The organism is Streptomyces sp. NPDC091271 (assembly GCF_044757505.1).
Taxonomy (GTDB): Bacteria; Actinomycetota; Actinomycetes; order Streptomycetales; family Streptomycetaceae; genus Streptomyces.
Genome location: NZ_JBIVVD010000006.1, coordinates 602622 through 619535, shown reverse-complemented (window position 1 = coordinate 619535; position 16914 = coordinate 602622). Strand labels below are relative to the sequence as shown.

The 16914-nt window shown below is 70.2% G+C and carries 15 protein-coding genes, 2 tRNA genes and 1 pseudogene; 4 read left to right on the top strand and 14 right to left on the bottom strand.

From position 1 onward, the window contains the following. Positions 1-12 precede the first annotated feature (12 nt). A complete protein-coding gene (locus ACIQM3_RS26960) occupies positions 13-1353 on the bottom strand; it encodes an ABC transporter substrate-binding protein (protein ID WP_401628313.1) in 1341 nt (446 codons plus the stop codon). Between the two features lie 362 nt (positions 1354-1715). Between ACIQM3_RS26960 and ACIQM3_RS26955 the strand changes: the two genes are divergently transcribed. After that, positions 1716-2171, top strand: coding sequence for a MarR family winged helix-turn-helix transcriptional regulator (locus ACIQM3_RS26955; protein WP_401628311.1), 456 nt, complete (start codon positions 1716-1718; stop codon positions 2169-2171). A 57-nt stretch (positions 2172-2228) separates the two neighbouring features. On the opposite strand, the gene ACIQM3_RS26950 is transcribed toward ACIQM3_RS26955, so the two are convergent. From ACIQM3_RS26950 to ACIQM3_RS26905, 10 genes and pseudogenes are all read right to left on the bottom strand, one after another. Further along, positions 2229-2894: a histone protein gene (locus ACIQM3_RS26950; RefSeq protein WP_401628308.1), complete on the bottom strand. Its 666-nt coding sequence runs from the start codon at positions 2892-2894 to the stop codon at positions 2229-2231. A gap of 243 nt (positions 2895-3137) precedes the next feature. Next, positions 3138-3236: transfer RNA gene (locus tag ACIQM3_RS26945), tRNA-OTHER, on the bottom strand. Positions 3237-3352: 116 nt separating this feature from the next. Then, positions 3353-3586, bottom strand: coding sequence for a hypothetical protein (locus tag ACIQM3_RS26940; protein ID WP_401628408.1), 234 nt, complete (start codon positions 3584-3586; stop codon positions 3353-3355). A gap of 221 nt (positions 3587-3807) precedes the next feature. Then, positions 3808-4440, bottom strand: coding sequence for a sigma-70 family RNA polymerase sigma factor (locus ACIQM3_RS26935; protein ID WP_401628306.1), 633 nt, complete (start codon positions 4438-4440; stop codon positions 3808-3810). Positions 4441-4687: 247 nt separating this feature from the next. Then, the gene (locus tag ACIQM3_RS26930; protein WP_401628303.1) at positions 4688-5428 is read right to left on the bottom strand and encodes a hypothetical protein; all 741 of its coding nucleotides are present in this window, start codon (positions 5426-5428) and stop codon (positions 4688-4690) included. A 136-nt stretch (positions 5429-5564) separates the two neighbouring features. Continuing rightward, positions 5565-6083, bottom strand: coding sequence for a copper chaperone PCu(A)C (locus ACIQM3_RS26925; protein ID WP_401628300.1), 519 nt, complete (start codon positions 6081-6083; stop codon positions 5565-5567). Continuing rightward, positions 6083-8370 (bottom strand): annotated as a pseudogene (locus ACIQM3_RS26920) (heavy metal translocating P-type ATPase). Before ACIQM3_RS26920 ends, ACIQM3_RS26925 begins: the two are co-directional and overlap by 1 nt. Then, positions 8370-8576 (bottom strand): hypothetical protein, encoded by a 207-nt coding sequence (locus ACIQM3_RS26915; RefSeq protein WP_401628298.1) that lies wholly within the window; start codon positions 8574-8576, stop codon positions 8370-8372. Before ACIQM3_RS26915 ends, ACIQM3_RS26920 begins: the two are co-directional and overlap by 1 nt. A gap of 218 nt (positions 8577-8794) precedes the next feature. Then, positions 8795-9484 carry a DUF5134 domain-containing protein gene (locus ACIQM3_RS26910; protein ID WP_401628295.1) on the bottom strand — a complete coding sequence of 230 codons (690 nt, stop codon included), beginning with the start codon at positions 9482-9484 and terminating at the stop codon, positions 8795-8797. Then, positions 9481-10980, bottom strand: coding sequence for a PepSY-associated TM helix domain-containing protein (locus ACIQM3_RS26905; protein ID WP_401628292.1), 1500 nt, complete (start codon positions 10978-10980; stop codon positions 9481-9483). The genes ACIQM3_RS26910 and ACIQM3_RS26905 overlap by 4 nt, the downstream gene beginning before the upstream one ends. 260 nt (positions 10981-11240) lie before the next feature. Between ACIQM3_RS26905 and ACIQM3_RS26900 the strand changes: the two genes are divergently transcribed. From ACIQM3_RS26900 to ACIQM3_RS26890, 3 genes are read left to right on the top strand one after another with little or no spacing between them, the layout of a single operon-like run. Next, complete coding sequence (locus ACIQM3_RS26900; RefSeq protein WP_401628290.1) at positions 11241-12290, top strand: ABC transporter substrate-binding protein; 1050 nt, start codon at positions 11241-11243, stop codon at positions 12288-12290. Positions 12291-12346: 56 nt separating this feature from the next. Then, on the top strand, positions 12347-13312 hold the full coding sequence (locus ACIQM3_RS26895; protein ID WP_401628405.1) for a FecCD family ABC transporter permease: 966 nt from the start codon (positions 12347-12349) through the stop codon (positions 13310-13312). Further along, positions 13309-14082 carry an ABC transporter ATP-binding protein gene (locus ACIQM3_RS26890; RefSeq protein WP_401628287.1) on the top strand — a complete coding sequence of 258 codons (774 nt, stop codon included), beginning with the start codon at positions 13309-13311 and terminating at the stop codon, positions 14080-14082. The genes ACIQM3_RS26895 and ACIQM3_RS26890 overlap by 4 nt, the downstream gene beginning before the upstream one ends. A 116-nt stretch (positions 14083-14198) precedes the next feature. Here ACIQM3_RS26890 and ACIQM3_RS26885 read toward each other — a convergent pair whose 3' ends face one another. From ACIQM3_RS26885 to ACIQM3_RS26875, 3 genes are all read right to left on the bottom strand, one after another. Then, the gene (locus ACIQM3_RS26885) at positions 14199-14687 is read right to left on the bottom strand and encodes a hypothetical protein (protein WP_401628284.1); all 489 of its coding nucleotides are present in this window, start codon (positions 14685-14687) and stop codon (positions 14199-14201) included. Between the two features lie 416 nt (positions 14688-15103). Further along, positions 15104-15177: transfer RNA gene (locus ACIQM3_RS26880), tRNA-Lys, on the bottom strand. Between the two features lie 90 nt (positions 15178-15267). Beyond that, positions 15268-16812, bottom strand: coding sequence for an amino acid permease (locus tag ACIQM3_RS26875; RefSeq protein ID WP_401628281.1), 1545 nt, complete (start codon positions 16810-16812; stop codon positions 15268-15270). Positions 16813-16914: the final 102 nt, after the last annotated feature.

Sequence of the window (16914 nt, the reverse complement as noted above, 5' to 3'; positions counted from 1 at the left end):
GGCTCCGGCCCGTCAGCCCTGCTGCTCCTTCCACTCCGCCTGGGCCTCGTCGAGGTCCTCGGCGAACGTGTCCAGGAAGTCCTTGGCGCTCGTCTTGCCGAGCAGCACCTTCTGGAAGCCCGACTCGCTGTCGGCCTTGGACAGGGTGTTCCAGTCCGGCAGGTAGTAGGGCAGCTGGACGATCTCGGTGTCGCCCGAGAACAGCGCCTCGGCTCCGAGCTTGGTGGTCTCGGCCTTGTCGAGCCACGGGTCCTCGGCGGCCTCCTTGTTGGCAGGGATCAGACCCGCGGACTCGCTGAACTTGGAGTTCGAGGCGTGGGACGCGGCGAACTCGATGAACTTCCAGGCCGCCGCCTTGTTCTCGGACGACTTGAGCAGACCCAGGCCCGAGACCGGGTTGGAGACCATCACCCGGGTGCCGTCGGCCAGTTCGGGCTGCGGGATGCCGCGGAACTTGTCGGCGCCGAGCGAGCTCACGTGGTCCTGGTAGGACCCCAGGTTGTGGTTGAGCATGGCGATGCTGCCGGAGTCGAACTGGGCGACCATCTTGGTGAAGTCGTTGTTGAGATCCGCCTCCGGGGTGGCCTTCCTGTACAGACCGGCGTACTTCTCCAGGGCTGCCACGTTCTTCGGGTCGTTGACCGTCGTCCTCGTGCCGGACGCGTCCCAGAAGGAGTCGAGGCCCGACTGCCCGTACATCGCGTCCAGTGCCTGCGCGATCGAGCCCGGGCCGCCACGGATGGTGTAGCCGAACCGGTTCTTCTGCCGGTCCGTCAGCTTCGCGGCAGATGCGTAGAAGTCGTCCCAGGTGGCAGGCTCGCCCAGCCCGGCCTTCTTGAACAGGTCCGTACGGTAATAGAGGACGCCGTTGGTGGCGGAGATCGGCACCGTGTACATCTCGTCCCGGCCGGCGGCGCTCCGCACGTTCTCGATCATCGCCTCGTTGAGCTTGCCCTTGAGGGAGCTCGCCTCGACCCGGTCGTCCAGCGGCTCCAGGGCGTCCTGCGCGGTGATCCCGGCGACCATCGCGGCCCCCACGCCCCCGACGTCCGGCAGACCGCCGCCCTGGATGGCGGTGTCGTACTTGGACTGGGCCTCGGTGGACGCGATCCCCACGTACTGCACGTCGATGTCCGGGTTCGCCTTCTCGAAGTCGGCGATGATCTCCTTCCAGATCGCCGTACGGACGCCCCCGTTCTCGTCCCAGAACACGATCTTCCCGGTGCCCGAGCCCTCCGCACCCTTCGCGCCCGTGATCCCGCTGCCGTCGTCACCGCAGGCGGTGGCGGTGAGGGCCAGGGCGGAGACCAGGGATATCGCGGCGGCAAGACGGCTGTTGCGGGTTTTGATCATGGTCGGCTCTCTTCTCTGAGTGCTCACCTGCGGGGCGCCCGGCAACCGGCCGCCGCAACGTGTAGCCGTGGGGGGAGAATGCTCGGCTCTCATATCGCGTCTCATATATGACATACGAAGACAACGCGAAGAACGTAAAGTCGGCCCGCTCCCAGGGTCAATGCCCGTGCAGCAGAAAGTTCTTGGGCCCCGCACATCGGCGAGAGGCACCTCGGCGGGGCGCGTCGGCGCGGTGCACGTCGATTTGCATCACACACACGATGTGGCCTATGCACTTTGCCATGACCATACGATGAAGTCGGCACGCACAACGCACGACGAGACACCGGACTCGCCCGGCAGGAAGCAGGAGGTGCCCGCGCATGAGCAGGGCAACGCAAGAGGTCGAGTACGAGCAGATGCTGCTCAGCCGTCACGGCCTGCTCACCCACAGAAAGGGACGCCGCAAGGACGGCCTCCTGGAGCGGAGCGCCTACGTCCTGCTCAGCCGCATCCGCGTCCAGGGCCCGATGTCCGTCGGCGAGCTCAGCGAGGCCTTCGATCTCGACGTCTCCACCCTCAACCGGCAGACCGCCGCGGTCATGCGCGCCGGCTTCGTGGAGCGCATCCCGGACCCGGACGGGGGCATGGCCCGCAAGTTCCGCATCACCGAGGAGGGTGCGAGGACTCTCGACGCGGAACGCGAGGGCATGGTCAGCTCACTGCAGCGGGTCATGGCCGACTGGCCCGACGAGGACATCTCCGCCTTCGCGGTCTATCTGCGCCGCTTCAACACCGACCTCGAACGCCTCGGCGGCCGCCCCTGGCCACGGCCCTGAGCCGACCGCACGGCGGGAGGGGCGCCCCGGGCCCGGGGCGCCCCTCCCGTGTCTCCCTCAGCGCGTCCTGCGGGCGTGCCGCGCCTCTCCCCTCCTGGGCGAAGGCTTCCTGCCGGCCGACTCCGCTTCTGCCGCCTTGCGTGCCATGGCCTTCCTGGCCGGGGGGTTCTTCGGCCCCGGTTTCCTCTCGGCCGCCTTGCGCGCCATCGCTCTCTTCGCGGGAGGATTCTTCGGCCCCGGCTTCCTGTCAGTGGGCTTCTCAGCCTTCGCCTGCTTCGCGGGACGACGTCGAGAGGGCCGCGACGGCTCCGGCTCCTCCGCTTCCACGTCCTCGTCGTCCGGCGGCTCCTCCTCTTCCTCCTCTTCCTCCTCTTCCACGTCCTCGTCGTACTCCGGCTCTTCCTCGTCCTCCGGCGCACCGGTCAGGGAGAGCATCCGCTGCTGGAGCGCCTCACCGAGGGACGCGACACCTCGGTTGGTCACCTCGGACAAAGCCTGCCGCCCGGAAGCCAGCAGCTCCCCGCGGACCTGCTCACCGAGCTGGGCGAACTGGGGATTCTCGGAGAGCCTCTTGACTCCCTCGTCGATCAGGGCCTTGGGATCGAGCGATTTACCGGAGGCGACGGCCAGGAGCCCCAGAGCGAGCTTCCCCTGCTTCGTCCTGCCGATGACATATCCGGCCGCGAGTGCGGCCGCGAGAGCGGCCCTGGTGGTGGTGTCCATGACGGTTCGCCTCACACGCTTGCGATGGGCAGCGGCCGGGCCGGCGCTCGGACCCGAGAGGTTCGCTCCTGTACCCGCCGATCGGCGGCCCCACTTCCATTGTGCGCGGGATATGGAGGGGCGCCACAAGGGACCGCCCGCGGTCACGCGACAGGCCGTTCATGACGGAGCGCCCCGTCCGGCCGGAGCCGGTCGAGGCGCTGCGCAGCAGTTCGGAGGGGTCCCCCCTCCGACTGCACCAGGTAGGCCGTGTGGGACTCGAACCCACAACCAACGGATTAAAAGTCCTGGATTGGGATGGGTGGATGGTGCCGGGCGGTGTTGGGCAGTCCGGAACGGCCTGGTCAGGCAGGCTGCCCGGTACCCCGCGCTCCGGGCGAAACCGGGCCGTGCCGGAGCGTCCGCTCACGCATCGCTCACGCACAGACGGCGTTGTGGTGCATGGCAGGCGTCGGTCTTCAGGCGGGAGTCAACGTGTCCAGCCTGCCGGCCTTCGCCTCGGTGACGAGGTCGGCGAACTGGGTCGCGCTCATCTGAACGTGCTGGCCGAAGTCGTCGGTGAGCACGATGCGGCGGTCCTCGCTCGCGGCGGGGTCAACGAAGAGCTGGGGGCAGCCGCAGTCGCAGTTTCCGCAGAACGTGGTGACAGGTTCAAGGGAAGCGAGGTCCGGGACGTGGGAGTCATGGGTCATCGGGGTGCCTTCCGCCGGGGCCGCCCGCTCGGCTGCGGCCATGAACAAGGTGGGCATACCCGCGCTGTCGCGCCGTCAGACCGGCACGGTGAGCGTGTCATCTCTCCGCGTAACCGGTGAACCGCCCACGGCCCGGGGCCGACTACCCAAGGGGGGCGCACCTCGTCACGCGGGCGGTCCGGGGCCGCCCCGGTGCAGGAGCGACCCCGGGCCGGTTTGCGTCAGGCGGCCTGCACGATGGCCTCCGCCTCGTCGCGCTCCAATTGCGCGGTCATCGCGGTACGCGCACGGGCCACTCTGGAGCGGACGGTGCCGACCGGGCAGTCCGCCTCGCGGGCGGCCTCCGTGTAGGAGAGTCCGAGCAGCTGGGTGAGGACGAATGCCTGCCGGCGGTCGTAGGGGAGCGCCGCCAGGAGTTCCTGGAGCGCCACGCCTTCCTCGAAGCCGGGAAGTCCCGTCGGCTGGGCACGCTCGATGGTCGCGCGCCAGCCGTGGGTGTCGGCGAGCAGAGGGCGCGCGGCGGTCCTGCGGAAGTCGTCGACGACGGCGCGACGGGCGATGGTGAGGAGCCAGGTGCGGGCCGAGGAGCGGCCCTCGAAGCGGTGCAGTGTGCGCAGCGCGCGCAGGAACGTGTCCTGCGCGAGGTCCTCGGCGGCCTGTGGGTCGGCGGACAGATGGGCCACGTACCGCACGACGTCGCGGTGCAGGGCACGGACGAAGGCGTCGGCTGCTTCGCGGTCGCCGCCGCGCGCGGCGAGCGCCCAGCCGGTCGAAGCGGTGTCCTCGGCCGTCCTGTCGCGCGGGACGGAGGCACGTTGTGGCCCGCGTGGTGCGGGCAGTGTGGTGTTCTTCATCGCCTGGGGTGTCCTTCACGGATCGGTCCGGTACCCGGGCGTCCGTGCACGCCGCGGGGGCGCGCGCCGCGGCTACGGCAGGCGTGGCGGTGTACGGGAGGGGCCCGGGTCCGGTGAATGGGGCACCCGGGCTCGTTCGGAGCCGGGTGTGCCGGAGGACTCCCGCTGCGTGCGGGTACGACGGCGGGCCGGTCGGCGACCGGTCGTGTGCCAGGGGTGTACGTCCTCCGGAATGCCTGTCGCGTCCTCAGAACGCGACGAGCACCCCGGGCGGCCCGCGCCGGTCCAGTGCGCGGGCACACCGCAAGCCCGGCGACAGCCGGTCGCTCAGGCCACGGTGAGGGCGCAGGCGGCGGCGCCGGGCCGGCAACGGCGCTGTGAGAAGGGGATGAAGAGGGGCCAGCAGCCACCCTGCGACCGCCCGCAGGGTTTGGAAGGCGGCGCGTTCGCCGTGGGCCAGCCACACGCCGCAGACGAGTGCGGCAAGGATGTGCGCGGCGAGCATCCCCGTCGAGGACATCCCTGCCATGTCGTGGCCGGAGTGGGCCATCGAGCCCATGTGGTCCATGGTGGCGGAGTGATCCATGCCGGCCATGTGTTTCGTGCCGGTCATCGCGTCGCTCGTGGCCGAGTGGCCCATGTGCGCCATGTGGTGCATGCCCGCCATGGCGTCCGTCGGCGGCGCGGCGGCGCCGGCGACGGAGGGTGTGGCTGTATCCCCGACGGTCCCGAGAGTGGACTGTGCGGCCGAGAAGGCGTTGTGCAGCACACCCTGGGTGGCGACGGCGAGGCCCGTGACGAGCCAGGGACCGCGTTCGCGGGCTGCGAACCACCAGCCGGGGACGGCGAGTGCGAGAAAGCTGGTGGCGGGTACCCAGAAGGGAAGCGGGGCTTCGGACATGAGGACGTGTCCGGTCGCGGCGAGCGTGACCGAGACGACGGCGAACATCGCCGCCCTCACCGCGCGTCCGACCGGTCCCGCTTCCATGGCGCCTCATCCTCCCATCGCGGGACGCCGAGCAACATGGCAGGGTTTCCGGCTTGCCGCCCATGTCGGACAAGTGGATGCGACAGCGGAACTCCGGCATATGCGGTCGGCGAAGGTGGTGGTGCGGTGCATGACGCTACGGGCGGGGCGGGAGGTCGGTCTTGGCGCCGGGCCGCACGACCACCGCCCGGATCCTCAGTGGTTTTCCGTGCGCGAAGCGGAGCGTGAAGGAGACCTCTTCACCCAGCCGCAACGTCCCCTTCGGCCGTACGGTCACGTCGATTCCGTGCGGCGTCATGGTGAGCCCGTCCCCCGCCGGGACCGTGACGGAGTCCACGGGCTGTCGATAGGCGCCGCCGTGGGACGTCATGCGGTGTTCGCTCAGCCGGGGCGGTGTGACCGTCCCGGTCGAGGCGATGTGCACGAGCCGGTCCGCGGAGCCCCCGTCATTCGTGAGGGTGAAGAAGGCGGCCGTCTCCGGCGTCGGACCGGTGGGCTGATAGACGTATGCCTTCGTGACGGCCACGTGAGGTGGGCTGCCGGCGTGTCCGTTCGCGGTCCAGGCGCCCAGACCGGCGAGGGCCGTGCCGCAGGCCAGGACAGGAACGCCGACGGCGGTGAGCGAGGTACGCAGGCGTGCGGAGGCAACGGGCATCAGAAGGCCGCCCTCGGGGAAGGGCGCCGACGGCGCGCGGCGGCTGCTGCCGGAGCCGGTTGCCAGCTGCGCAGTCGGAGGCTGCCCAGGACGACGAGGACCGAGCTGAGGGACATGGCGGCGGCGGCGAGCATCGGGTTGAGCAGGCCCACCATGGCGAGTGGCAGGGTGACGGCGTTGTAGCCGAAGGCCCACAGCAGGTTGCCGCGGATGGTGACGAGAGTGCGGCGGGCCAGGCGTACGGCGTCGGCGAGAACTTCGATGTCGTCGCGGACGAGGGTGACATCGGCGGCGCCGATGGCGACGTCGGTGCCGGTGCCCATGGCGATGCCGAGGTCTGCATTGGCGAGTGCTGCCGCATCGTTGACGCCGTCCCCGACGACCGCGACCCTCTTCCCCTCGGCGCGCAGCGTACGGACGAGTTCCGCTTTGCTCTCGGGGGTGCAGCGGGCGTGCGTCTCGTCGATGCCGAGTGCGGTGGCGACGGCTCGCGCGGGCTCCTCCTGGTCGCCGGTGGCGAGGACGGGGTGCACGCCGAGGCGGCGGAGCCGGTCCACGGCGTGGTAGCTGCCGGGGCGTACGACGTCGCCGAGCGCGAGGACAGCCTCGGGCCGCCCGTCCACACGCACCAGGACAGGGGTGTGGGCGGCTTGCAAGGCGGCGGCAAGGGCCGCGCCCAGTTCCTCGGGCAGTTCGCCCTCCGGGGCACCGACCTCGACGGTCCGCCCGTCCACGTGTCCGCGCACCCCGCTGCCGGGTGTCGCGGCGAAGCCGCTGAGCGCGCCCTGCCGTAGGGCGCCTTCCCCGAGTGATCGCTCGGCGTGGCGCACCAGGGCGCGGCCGAGCGGATGCTCGGAGCCGGTCTCGACGGTTGCGGCAAGCCGCAGTACCTCCTGCGCGCCGAGGCCGTCTGCACAGGTGGCGAAGGCGGCGACGGCGAGATGGCCCGAGGTAAGGGTGCCGGTCTTGTCGAGTACGACGGTGTCGATCTGCCGGAGGGCTTCGAGGGCTTGGGGTCCCTTGATCAGGATGCCCAGCTGGGCGCCTCGGCCGGTGGCCGCCATGAGGGCGGTGGGGGTCGCGAGCCCGAGTGCACAGGGGCAGGCGACGACGAGGACGGCGACGCAGGCGGTGAAGGCGGGCTGGGGATCCGCGCCTGCGCCGAGCCAGAAGCCGAGCACGGTGGCGGCGAGGGCGAGCACGACGGGCACGAAGGCGCCGGCCACGGTATCGGTGAGCCGCTGGGCGCGGGCCTTCCCGGCCTGGGCCTCGGCGACGAGGGCCGTGATGCGGGCGAGCTGGGTGTCGGCGCCGACGGCCGTCGCGCGTACGAGCAGAAGTCCGCCCGCGTTGACCGAGCCGCCCGTGACGGCGGAGCCGGCCGCGACCTCCACGGGCCGGGTCTCACCGGTGACCAGCGACAGATCCACGGCGGACGTGCCCTCGACGACCTCGCCGTCCGTTGCGACGCGCTCCCCGGGCCGTACGAGGAAGACCTGGCCCGCGGCGAGGTCCGCGGCCGCAATGGTTCGCTCCACAGCTCCGTCGCGCACCGTCACTTCCTTCGCGCCGAGCTCTGCGAGCGCCCGCAGGGCGGCCGAGGTGCCGCGCCGGGCGCGGGCCTCCAGATGGCGGCCGAGGAGGACGAAGAGCGGGACACCGACCGCCGCTTCGAGGTAGACGTGCGCCGTCCCGTCCGACGCCGTGGGCAGCAGTGTGAAGGGCATCCGCATGCCGGGGTCGCCGGCGCCGCCGAGGAAGAGCGCGTACGAGGACCAGCCGAAGGAAGCGAGGACGCCGAGCGAGACGAGCGTGTCCATAGTCGCCGCGCCGTGCCGCACCCCGCGCCAGGCACGCTCGTGGAAGGGCCACGCGCTCCAGCAGGCAACGGGCGCGGCGAGCACGAAACACAGCCACTGCCAGTTCCGGAACTGGAGCGAGGGCGCCATCGACAGGACAAGGACGGGGAGAGCGAGGAGCGCGGTCACCACCAGCCGATGCGGGACACCGAGCTCGGCTGCCGTGACCTCCCGGTCCTCGCCAGACACCGGCGGCGCGGGGAGGCAGGCGGTGTACCCGCCTCGCTCGACGGCGGCGATGAGCTGTCTGTTCCGAGGTCCGCCGGATGTTCGACGCGGGCAGTACCGGTCGCGAGATTGACCGTGGCACGCACTCCTTCCAGGGCGCCGAGCTTCTTCTCGACCCTGCGCACGCAGGCCGCGCACGTCATTCCGCCGACGATCAGATCAGTCGTGGCCAGGGTGCGCGGGGCGGTTTCCCGGGTCATCAGCGGCCCATCCCGCTCATGCCGCCCATGTCATGCGAGCCCGGTTCGTCATCCGGATGCGTGACTCCACGCATGTCGGGGGCGACAGGCCCTGCGAGGTGCCCCACCGCGTACGAGGCGGCGAAGATCGCGGCGAGCAGGAGCAGGAAACCTCCGAGCAGCGCGTACGGGGCGGGGGCGGATTGCCGTGCGGTGTGAGTCGTCACCGAGTGGTCCATGAGGCAGGCTCCGGGCGAGAGTGCGAGTCGTACGCACCAGAGGTCGGCCGCCCCGGGCCGCGAGTTCCCCCGCACCTGGGTGACGTACATCACCTATCGGACACATGCCGCGTGTGCCCCAGAAGCAACACGCTTCCGGGGCGCGTACCTGGCGAGGAGGGCCCACCGAACCCGAACGGCCTTCAACCGGCATCGGGCCCGACGACTCACACCATCACGACGAACATCACCGCCATGCCCAGCGCCATCAACGCGTGACAGCCCACGTCCCAAGCGGCGTGCGCCACGCCGCCCTCGGTCGCGCTGCCCGTGACCGAGCCGCCCGTGGCCCCGCCGGCCGAAGCGCGAGGCGCGAGGCGGCCCGCGTCGAACCCCTTTGCGAGCCACCACAGCCCGAGGACCAGCAGAACGAGCGCGAGCAATCCCGCGCCCCACCGGTCGCCGGCGGTGCTGAGCGTCATCGTCGCGAGTGCTCCGGGGGCCGGCATGTCCATCCCCGGCATGTCGTGCGCCTGGCCCCCGCCCGTCCCTCCCGCAGACATGCCCGACGACATCGCCGCGACCATCCACGCCATCGCGCCGGTCATCACCGCATGCGGCAGCGTGCTCGCGAGGGCTTGCAGCCAGGGCTCGGGGCCACTTGGCAGAGCAACCGCGGCCAGCACGAACCAGGCCGCGGCGGCGGAGAAGAAGACCACCTGCGGCGTGCCCGGCAGGTCCATGCCCCACGACCAGGCCATCGCGAACATGGCCAGGGCCATCACCGCGTGCAGCCCGTGCGCGAGCCGTGCGGTCCAAGGATGGGAGCCGGACGCGAAGACGCGCCACAGACCGTAGGCGGCGAGTGCGCAGAAGAGCAGCGTCAGAATCCAGCGCAGTCCGGTGGCGGCGATCATCGGGCCATCTCCTTCAGCGTCTCGGCTGGCGGTTCCGTGCGCGAGCGCCGGTATCGGCGCGCTTGCGCGAGTGTCAGGTCCGCGAGCAGGAAGCAGACCAGGGGCAGCCCGAACAGCGGCAGGTAGTAGGCAAGTACAGCGGTCACAACGAGGAGCGGTGCCATGACCCTGCCCGGCACTCGGCGCCAGGCCCCCCGCACCGGCGGACGTCCGAGCCGGGTCCCGCCGCCTCGGGTGGGCCTGCGCAGCCACCACATGCGATAGCCCCAGAAGAGCATTCCGATGAGCGCGAGGGCGATGACCGCGAGGACGATCTGGTTGGCGAGGCCGAAGAGCAGCCCCATGTGGGCGTCGATGCCCCAGCGCGTGAGTTTGGCGAGGACGGGGAAGTCGTCGAAGACCACTTTGTCCGTGACCTTGCCGGTGGCCGGGTCGATCGCGACCGAGTCCTGCTGCTCCGGCCAGTGCCGGGTGTTCTCCTTGACGATGTACGCGCTCTTGTCGTCCTCCGGCGGGCTGATGACGAGCTTGCCGTGCAGCCCCTCGGAGCGGGCGATACGGACGGCTTCGTCGGAATCGACCTTCACGGCGGTGGAACCGGCAGTGGACTGACCCGAGTCCGCCCCCGCCGAGCGCTTGCCCTGCGCTCCATCACCGAGGGCCGAGGAAACAGAGGGCGACGCACCGCCCAGCGAGTCCTGGATTTTGCCGATGTTCACGCCCGCGTGCGCTGACCAGGTCAGCCCGGTCGCCGAAAGCGCGAGGAAGCCGGCCGACACCCACAACCCCACGGCCCCGTGCCAGGACAGCGTGCGCTTGCGCCCCTTCGGGCCCCGGCGCGGCACGAACCACTTGCGCAGCCGCTCCCGGCCGCGCGGCGCCCCGAGCCACAGGGCGAGTCCGCCCAGCACCTCGACCCACAGCCAGCTCGCGGCAATCTCGCTGTAGTTGCGGCCGAACTCACCGAGGTGCAGCGTGCGGTGCAGGCTGTCGAACCAGGACCGCACGGGCAGCCACTCACCGAAAGTACGCAGTGTGCCTTGCACCTTCGCGTCGTACGGATCGACGAAGGCGGTCTGCGTGTAGCCCTCGGGTAGTCCCTTGACGTCGAAGGTGACCCGGGTCGTGTCGTCATCCCCCGCGCCCTTGGTGACGGAGACGAGCTGCCCACCGGGTATCGCAGCGCGGGCGGAGTCCACCTGGGCGGTGAGCGGCTTCGGCTCGCCGCGTGGAGTGACCTTCAGTTCGTGGTGGTAGACGGCGGACTCGATCTGCGGGGTCGCCGTGTAGAGCAGTCCTGTCACGGCGGCGACGAGCAGGAACGGCCCGATGAGGACGCCCGCGTAGAAGTGCAGGCGCAGCAGGAGGGGTCGTAGCCCGCTCCATGTGCCACCGCCGTTTCTCGGCGTGGGCGTGGCGAAGTCCTCGGGCGGGGCGGCCTCCTCGGTCATGTGTTGCCGGAGCGGTGGTGGCGCGGCTGGCGTGGTCTCGGTCATCGACTCTTCCTCATGCGTGAACCGGCGGGGACGGTGAGGTGCACGTACAGGAGTCGGAGCGAGGAAGGCGTGAGTTCCCGTAGACGCGGCGTGATGTGAATCACAAATGACTGTGAGGTGCCGCCGCCGCGCGCCCGAACGGGCTGGCCATCGTCGTCACCGCATGGCACCCCCCGATCGCCGGGAACTATTCCGCTCCCGCCTCCGACTCCTGCAACAGCGCCTCAAGGTGCCTCACTTGATCACCGAGGAGAATTCCCATGCCGACACCCAGGCCGGCAGCCATCGCCCTCGCCACCCTCCTGTGCCTCGCCGCCGCCGGCTGTTCGGAGGCGGACTCCGGCGCGGAAGGCAAGACGACCGGCTCCGCCGACAAGGCACCTCCCGCCGCGCAGGGCGCGTACCCCGTCACCCTCGAGAACTGCGGCCGCGACCAGACATTCGACAAGGCCCCCAGCCGAGTCGTCGTGATGAACGGGGCCTCGGTCGCCGAGGTGTCCACGCTGCTCGCCCTCGGCCAGGGCGGCCAGATCGTCTCCAACCAGCAGACCTATGGCATGTCCGAAGTCCACGGCCGCGCCGAGGAGATCAAGGACCTGCCTACGGGAGGGGTGAAGCCGAATGAAGCCTTCGACATCCCGCGCGAGGCCATGATCGGCCTCCGGCCCGACTTCGTGCTCTCCACCACGTCCTACGGTTTCGACGCCAAGAACGGCTTCGCCACCCGCGAGCAGCTCAACGAGGTCGGAACACGCACCTACATCTCGCCCGAGGGCTGCGGACAGGACAACCTGAACATGACGATCGACGACAGCTACACGCTGCTGCGCGACATGGGCAGGATCTTCGGCGTCGAGGAGAAGGCGGAGAAGCTCGTCGCCACCGAACGGCAGAACATCGCCGACGTGGCTGCCAAGGTCGGCAATGCCAAGAAGCCGAAGGTCATGGTCATCTTCTCCCACATGACCATGGGCGGTAACGACTTCAGCTCCGTCGCCGCCCACGGCATCTATAACGACATCCTCGCCAAGGCCGGCGGCAGCAACGCCTTCGCGAGCGCGGCGAAGACCTCTTTCGCCGACCTCAGCAAGGAGAAGGTCGCCGCCACCGACGTGGACGCCCTCGTGGTCGTCAGTTACAACGACCCCGACCCGACGGCATACGCGAAGAAGCTGCTCAAGGAGTTCCCCCAGTGGCCCGCAGCCAAGAAGAACAAGTTCGTGGTGCTGTCCGACTCGATGTACCTCGGCCCCAGCAACGACATGGCGGTGGAGAAGATCGCCAGGATGCTGCACCCCGACGCCTTCTGAGCCGTCTCCCCCTCTCCGTCTGTGCCCTCGTGCTCACCGTCGCGCTGCTGGTCTCGATGGTCCTCGCCGTCGGCATCGGCGCGGTCAACGTGCCTGCCGGCGACGTATGGACGGTCCTCGTCCACCATGCCACCGGTCGGGGGCCCGTGGACGACGTCGCCCTCGACCAGATCGTCTGGCAGTTCCGCACCCCGCGTGTGGTCCTCGCCGCGGTCGTCGGTGCCGGACTCGCCGTCGCCGGCGCCGTCCTCCAGACCCTCGTCTCCAACCCGCTCGCCGATCCCACGGTGCTCGGCTTCTCGCACGGGGCGTCGCTCGGCGCGGTCCTCGTGATCACGCTCGGCGGCGCGGGACTCGGCGGGCTCGGCGTTTCCGGAGCGGCGTTCGTGGGCGCCCTCCTGGCCGGGCTGCTGGTCTTCGCACTCGGACAACGCAGCGGACGGCTCGCGCCCACGCGGCTCGTCCTCGCCGGGGTAGCGGTCGGCTACGTGCTGCTCTCCGCGACGAGCTTCGTACAACTGCAGGCGACCCCGACCGAGTTGCGCGGCGTAATGTTCTGGATGTTGGGCAGCGTCTCCGGGGCTCGCTGGAGCCAACTGCCCACTGTCACCGCAGTGGTAATCATCGGAACGGCGCTTCTCGCCTCTTTCCGGCGCCGCCTGAACGCCCTGCTCGCGGGAGACGAGTCGGCGACGTCCCTCGGGGTGGACGTGCACCGCACCCGGGCGGTGCTGCTGGTGGTGGCGGCACTCCTCACCGGCACCGTCATCGCCGTCGCGGGCGGCATCGGCTTCGTCGGCCTGATGATTCCGCACCTGGTACGGCTCGCCCTCGGTGCCGATCACCGCAGGCTGCTCCCGCTGAGCGCACTCCTCGGGGCCGTCTACCTCGTACTGGTCGACCTGCTCTCCCGTACCGTCAACCGGCCCAACGAACTGCCCCTGGGCATCCTCACCGCACTGCTCGGCGCACCGTTCTTCCTCTGGCTGCTGCGCCGCAACAAGGGGCTGGACGCCGCATGAGACTGACCGTGGACGGCCTCCACATCGCCCTCGGTGGCTCCCCGGTCCTGCGCGACGTCGGACTCGTCGTGTCACCGGGCCAGATCGTGGGGCTCGTGGGCCCCAACGGGAGCGGCAAGTCCACCCTGCTGCGTGCGGTCTACCGATCGCTGCGCCCCTCCGCAGGAATTGTCGAGGTGGGCGGGCGGGATGTGTGGCGGCTCTCCTCGCGGGCCGCCGCCCGGCACACCGCCGCCGTTCTCCAGGACGGGGCGGGGGCGGGGGGCCTCACCGTCGGCGAGACGGTCGCGCTCGGCCGGACCCCGCACCACGGGGTGCTGGGCCGCGACGGCGAGGCCGACCGGCGAGCCATCAGCGAGGCGCTGGAGAGCTGTGGCATCGCGCCGCTCGCCAAGCGCGACCTCTCCTCACTCTCCGGCGGTGAGCGCCAGCGCGTCCTGCTCGCCCGCGCCCTCGCCCAGGCCCCGGAACTCCTCGTTCTGGACGAACTGACCAACCATCTCGACATCCGCGCCCGGTTCGAACTCCTCGGACTGATCCGGCAGACCGGCGTCACGACCCTCGCCGTGCTGCACGACCTCGACCTGGCCGTCCGCTTCTGCGACCGGCTCGTCGTCCTCCACCACGGCTGTGCCGTCGTCGCGGGCCCTGTCCTCGACGCCCTCACACCGACCGTGCTGCACGAGGTCTTCGGGGTCCGAGCCCGCGCCGAACAGCATCCGGACGGCGTCATCCGGCTCACATACGAGTCAGATCCGCTCGCCCCATAGGGCTTTTCGGGATCAGCGAAGCCTCCAGCCGAGCTGGGAGCGGCCATCGCGACCGGCCGAAGCGGCGCGGAGCGACAGTCCTGTCCGATCGACCTGGCCCTCCACGGGCGAGCAACTTATCTCACACGCCGCGCGGCCCCGGCGGGCCAGACCACGTCGACCGCCAACCCGGCCTGGCGGGCTTGCTCGACGGTGTCGGCGGTTCCGCCGCCCTTGCCTGAAGGAGGCGTGCCGTCCCACACCGCGACGAGGCGATCCGCACGGCTCAGCAGCTCGGCGTTCGCCGCCTCGTAGGCAGCCCGGTTCGCCGTCGTGTGAGGCAACGTCACCACCTCCCCGGCCGTCTCGATCAGGTGGTCGAAGACGGCGGCGTGGGCCGGCTTCACCTTCGTGGCGCGGTAGTCCTCGGAGGGGATCACGGCGACCAGGCGACCCCCGATCGCGGTCACCTCTTCCGCGAAGAGGCTGTCTGCCCCCGCGGCGATGCACGACACCCCGGTCAGGTCATCGCTGTACTCGGCGAGCAGGTCTCGCAGCGCGGCCCGTACCAGTGGCACGGTCTCGTCGGTCAGGTCCATGTGCCCGGTCACGGCAAATGTCGTCATGCGCCCGTTCCTCAGCTCGACAGGAGGTCGCGGATACTATCGCGCGCCTCGCGCACCGGACGCGACGCGCTGTGTCCCACGGTGTACGGGTACAGCTGCCCAAGCTGTGCACGGACACGCCCCGATTGCGTACCTCGCGCGGCATGCACCACCAGGATAGTTTCAGCGGCCGCGCCTTGGACGTCACCGGCGAGGAACTGACACTCCGCAAGACCGATGCGATCGAGGGCATGGGAGCGCCCAGCCTCGGCACCCGTGTAACTCAGCGGCAAGACATCCCCTCCGCAGAGGACCGGTGACGATCCGCTCACGCATCGCTCACGCACGCACCCTTGAACAGCAGGGCGCCCCGATCAGCCGAAGCCGATCAGGGCGCTCCACCGCAGGTCAGAGGGTTGTCCCTCCCCCGCTGTCGGTAGGCCGTGTGGGACTCGAACCCACAACCAACGGATTAAAAGTCCGCTGCTCTGACCAATTGAGCTAACGGCCCCTGATGGATCACCCCCGAGCATAGCTGCCCCGGGCCCGGCAGCCGATCGGGTATCGGGTGCCGGGCCCTGTCATGGCCGGGGCGCGCCGGTCAGTCCGTGCTCGTGCGCTTGTGATCCGGGGCTTCCGGCTTGAGGAACCAGTGGCGGGCCGAGACCAGCCACCAGACCGCGGCGAAGCCGAGCACCACCAGCACCGCCAGCGGTGCGTAGTTGAAGCTCTCCCAGGTGACCGGGGACACCTGGGGCAGCATGAAGAGGACCGTGATCACCCCGACCCAGGCCACCGCGATGACGCCGATGGGCCGGGACCACCGGCCCAGGTGCCAGGGCCCCCGGACGAAGTCGTCGCCCCGCAACAGCCTGAGCAGCGTGGGGATGACGTAGGCGATGTAGAGGCCGATGACCGCGATGGACGTCACGGCTGCGTACGCGGTGACGTTGATGAGGTACGGCAGGCCGAGGGCCAGGGCACCGAGAGCGGCCAGCCAGACCGCCGCGACGGGCGTGCGGGTGCGGGGGCTGACCGTGTGCCACACCCGGGAGAAGGGCAGCGCCCCGTCGCGCGAGAAGGCGTAGATCATGCGGCTGTTGGCGGTCACCGAGGCCATCCCGCAGAACAGCTGGGCTCCGATCACGACGAGCAGCAGGAGCTTGCCCGTGGTGGCTCCCAGCGCGTCCAGGAGGATCTGGGCGGGCGGGGCGCCGGTCGGGGAGTTGAGCGCGCTGTCGTACGACTGGATGGCGAAGGTGAAGCCGAGCAGGAGCACGAAGCCGGCGATCCAGGACGTCCAGATCGACTGCACGATGCCGCGCGGGCCCGCCACTGCCGCGTCGTGCGTCTCCTCCGTCATATGGGCCGAGGCGTCGTACCCCGTGAAGGTGTACTGCGCCATCAGCAGGCCGATCATCACGACGTAGAAGCCGCTGCCCCAGCCGGTGTTGTTGACGAACTCCGTGAAGACGTACGACGCCGACCGGTGCGAGTCCGGCACGAAGGTGAGCGCCCCCACGATGACGGCGACCCCGACCACGTGCCACCACACACTCACGTTGTTGAGGACGGCGACGATGCCGACCCCGAAGGTGTTCAGCAGGCCGTGCAGGATCAGGATCGCCGCGAAGAGCAGGATCGTACGGCCGGGTGTGACCTCGAAACCGAACTGCAGGTTCAGGTACGCCCCGAGGAAGGACGCCGCCCCGAAGTCGATGCCGGCGGTGACGGCCACCTGACCGAGCACGTTGAACCAGCCGGCGAACCAGGCCCACGCCGCGGCCGAACGCGGTGGGGCGAGGCGGTGGGCCCAGAAGTACAGGCCCGCGGACGTCGGGTACGCCGAACAGATCTCGGCCATCGCCAGGCCGACGAACAGCGTCATCAGCCCGACGCCGACCCATCCCCAGGTGATGACGGCGGGACCGCCGGTGTTCATGCCGAACAGATACAGCGTCAGGCAGCCGGAGAGCACCGAGATGATCGTGAACGAGACGGCGTAGTTGGAGAAGGCGGACATCCGGCGCGCGAGCACCTGGGTGTAGCCGAGTTCGGCCAGCCGCTCCTCGTCGGAGGTGGGCGCGGACGGGCTCCGGAGGGCATCGGGCGGTGGATCTGCCGCCACGGCTTCGTCGTTTGTCATGCCCCCAGCGATGCCCTGGCACGGACGCCGGAAACGCCGCAGGGCCCGTACGCCACCGAAGTGTCGTACGGGCCCCGCGGTCGGTCAGCTTGTCAGCCGGAC